This window comes from Carnobacterium sp. (assembly GCF_032094055.1).
Lineage (GTDB): Bacteria > Bacillota > Bacilli > Lactobacillales > Carnobacteriaceae > Carnobacterium_A.
The window spans coordinates 6,952-9,717 of sequence record NZ_DAMDAK010000054.1; the positions used below are offsets into that span (position 1 = coordinate 6,952).

Here is a 2,766-nt window from a genome sequence, read left to right on the forward strand (position 1 = left end):
ATAATGGCATTCATCACAGTTGTTTTTCCGGCGCCGTTGATACCAATCAAGCAAGTGATCTCGCCTTTATTGGCTGTGAAAGACAGACCTTTCAAGACCTTGTTACGTCCGAATTTTTTGGTGATTTGTTTTACCTCAATCATATGTATCCTCCTATTCTTGACGACTGTTTTCTGTATATTTATCTTCTAGTAACTCAATGATCTCATCCAGCGGTACATTTATTGGTTCGATGGCGGTGATAAAGGTGTCCAAAGCGCCTGCTATCAATTCTTTGCGCACATCTTTAAGGACAGTTGTATTCTCTGTGATCTTACTTGGTAAATTTCCTTCGGTATAAATCAAACCTGCTGCCTCCATTTCTTTATAGGCTCGTTGTGCTGTATTGGGATTGATTTTCAGTTGATTGGCTAGTTCTCGCCGCGAGGGAATTTCTTGACCGGGTCTTAGTTGTCCGATTGCTATTTGTTCTTTAAAGTAGCGTACGACTTGCAAATAGACCGGATCCCGCTTATTAAGATTGATATTCATAGCAGCTCTCCTATCATTTATTGTATTAAGCAGCTAATACAACTGCTGTAAAAAAATGTATTAAGGGCTTAATACGGTTGTCTCGTGTATTATATGGTTAATACGCAGAGCATGTCAAGCACTAATTTGAAGACTCGTTAGTTTATCGACAATCCTAATAGTTGAATCCTGAGAGTCAGTTTCGTATACTGGCCCTATAATAGAGGGTTCTTAAAGGGTACAAAATTAAAAAATAGAACTTGAAGGAGTGGAGCAAATGACTATTCAACCAATGCCTCATGAAAAAGGGCTAGATAATACAGTACATGTTTTAAAAGAAGGATATAGCTATATTTTGAATAGGCGAAAAAAGTTTCAATCGGATGTCTTTGAGACTCATTTGTTAGGACAAAAAGCTATTTGTATGGGCGGGGAAGCGGCCGCTGAACTTTTTTACGACACGTCTAAATTTAAAAGAAAAGATGCTGCACCAAAAAGAGTGCAAAAAACGTTGCTCGGAGAAAAGGGCGTTCAAACATTGGATGGTAAAGAGCACCTACATCGTAAAGAAATGTTTATGTCTTTGATGTCTCCCACAAAACTAGATAAGATGAACAGTATGTTGAAAAAACATTGGGAAGCCGCGGTAGAAAAGTGGACAGAACAAGAAGAAATCGTGCTTTACCATGAAGCGCAAAAAGTGTTATTTCGAGCAGCTTGTGAATGGACAGGTGTTCCTTTTGAAGAAAAAGAAGTTGCGGAATTAGCAGCAGATTTAGGGGAAATGATTGAAACGCCCACCGAAATAGGACCAGCTCATTGGATGGGAAGGCACGATCGTAACCAAACTGAAAAATGGATAGAAAACCTGATCGAACAAGTCCGCGATAAAAAATTATCCCCTCCAGAAGGAACAGCTTTAGCAGTCTTTTCATGGCACCGTGATTTGGAAGGGAATTTATTAGATACTCATACGGCAGCAGTAGAAGTGCTGAACATTATCAGACCGATTGTTGCAATCGCAATTTACATCAACTTTACGGCTTTGGCTGTCCATGAACACTCGGCAGCAAAAGAAAAATTAGCTGGTAGTGATCCCAAACAATTGCAAGCCTTTGTTCAAGAAGTTCGCCGGTTTTATCCGTTTTTCCCATTCCAAGGAGCGGTCGTGAAAAAAATTTTACTTGGCAAGGCTATGAATTTGAAGAAGGTACTTTAACGATTCTAGATATCTATGGAACCAATCATGATCCAGCTATTTGGTCTGATCCTGATGTGTTTGATCCGACCCGGTTCATCGATTGGAAAGAAAGTCCCTTTTCGTTTATTCCCCAAGGCGGCGGCGACTTCTTAGGCGGTCACCGTTGTGCTGGAGAATGGTTGACGATCAAAGTGATGAACACTTGCTTGGACTATTTAGCTAATCGTATGGAATATGAAGTACCATCACAAGATCTAAGCTATAGTCTGAATAAAATGCCGAGTGTTCCCCACAGTGAAATGATTTTAAAAAATGTTCGCATGAAAAACGAATAAGTTTAAAAATCAATAAAGCCGATTTAAAAGCACCTATTATGAAATGTAAAATAGCGAGGAAAATGGGTTTATCCAATTTCTTCGCTATTTTTTGGTTAGTTATAAAGTTCAATATTTTTTATTGTATTTAAAAAAATGGATCAGCTGAGTATTTATGGTTCTTCTTTAACCGATGTTGGACAAACACTTCGCTTTTAGACAGCAGGGTGTCCACGATTCTGCACAAAAATAGACAAGTCCTTCCTTGATAAGAGGGGCTTGCCCTTTGTTCCTATTTAATTTTCGGCTTCTTCGATTTCTGCATGCAAATTAGCATAATCGATTGCATTTTCCATAAAAGCAGTATTTTTAATTGGAAAATGTTGGATCAAGGTTTCAATCGTTTGGAGTTCAACCGTTCCTTTTGCTAATGTGAAGTCTAAAATATGGCCGCCAAATTGTTGGTCATCGCTCAAGAAATGCAGATGGAAACCAGCAGCTGCGGCTCCTTGGAATAATTGAGGAGTATAAAAGCCTACCACGGTTCCTTTGATATTCTGTTGGTTGTATTCTGGCTGTACACGCGCAGCTTCAACCAATCGCGGGTAAGGCTTGGTTTGTTTCGGAACGGCTCGAACATGCATGTGGCTGAATGTCCCCGTCAATTTGATCGCTTGAAATGTATTTAAGCTGGTCATTTTTTCCTGCAATACCTGTTTAAATTCATTGGCTGTTATTTCT

5 protein-coding genes are annotated in these 2,766 nt (G+C 39.3%); 2 read left to right on the forward strand and 3 right to left on the reverse strand.

Annotation, left to right across the window (positions count from 1 at the left end):
* Positions 1 to 143: ATP-binding cassette domain-containing protein (locus RT405_RS13500; RefSeq protein ID WP_396163609.1), on the reverse strand; the 143-nt coding region annotated here is incomplete at its 3' end.
* A gap of 10 nt (positions 144 to 153) precedes the next feature.
* Entirely contained in the window at positions 154 to 531 is a 378-nt protein-coding gene (locus RT405_RS08955) for a GntR family transcriptional regulator (RefSeq protein ID WP_313469174.1), read from the reverse strand.
* Positions 532 to 787: 256 nt separating this feature from the next.
* Here RT405_RS08955 and RT405_RS08960 point away from each other — a divergent pair, with 256 nt between their 5' ends.
* Positions 788 to 1,729, forward strand: coding sequence for a cytochrome P450 (locus RT405_RS08960; RefSeq protein ID WP_313469175.1), 942 nt, complete (start codon positions 788 to 790; stop codon positions 1,727 to 1,729).
* A gap of 11 nt (positions 1,730 to 1,740) precedes the next feature.
* Positions 1,741 to 2,046, forward strand: coding sequence for a cytochrome P450 (locus RT405_RS08965; protein WP_313469183.1), 306 nt, complete (start codon positions 1,741 to 1,743; stop codon positions 2,044 to 2,046).
* A gap of 275 nt (positions 2,047 to 2,321) precedes the next feature.
* Here RT405_RS08965 and RT405_RS08970 read toward each other — a convergent pair.
* Positions 2,322 to 2,766: acetolactate decarboxylase (locus RT405_RS08970; RefSeq protein WP_313469176.1), on the reverse strand; the 445-nt coding region annotated here is incomplete at its 5' end.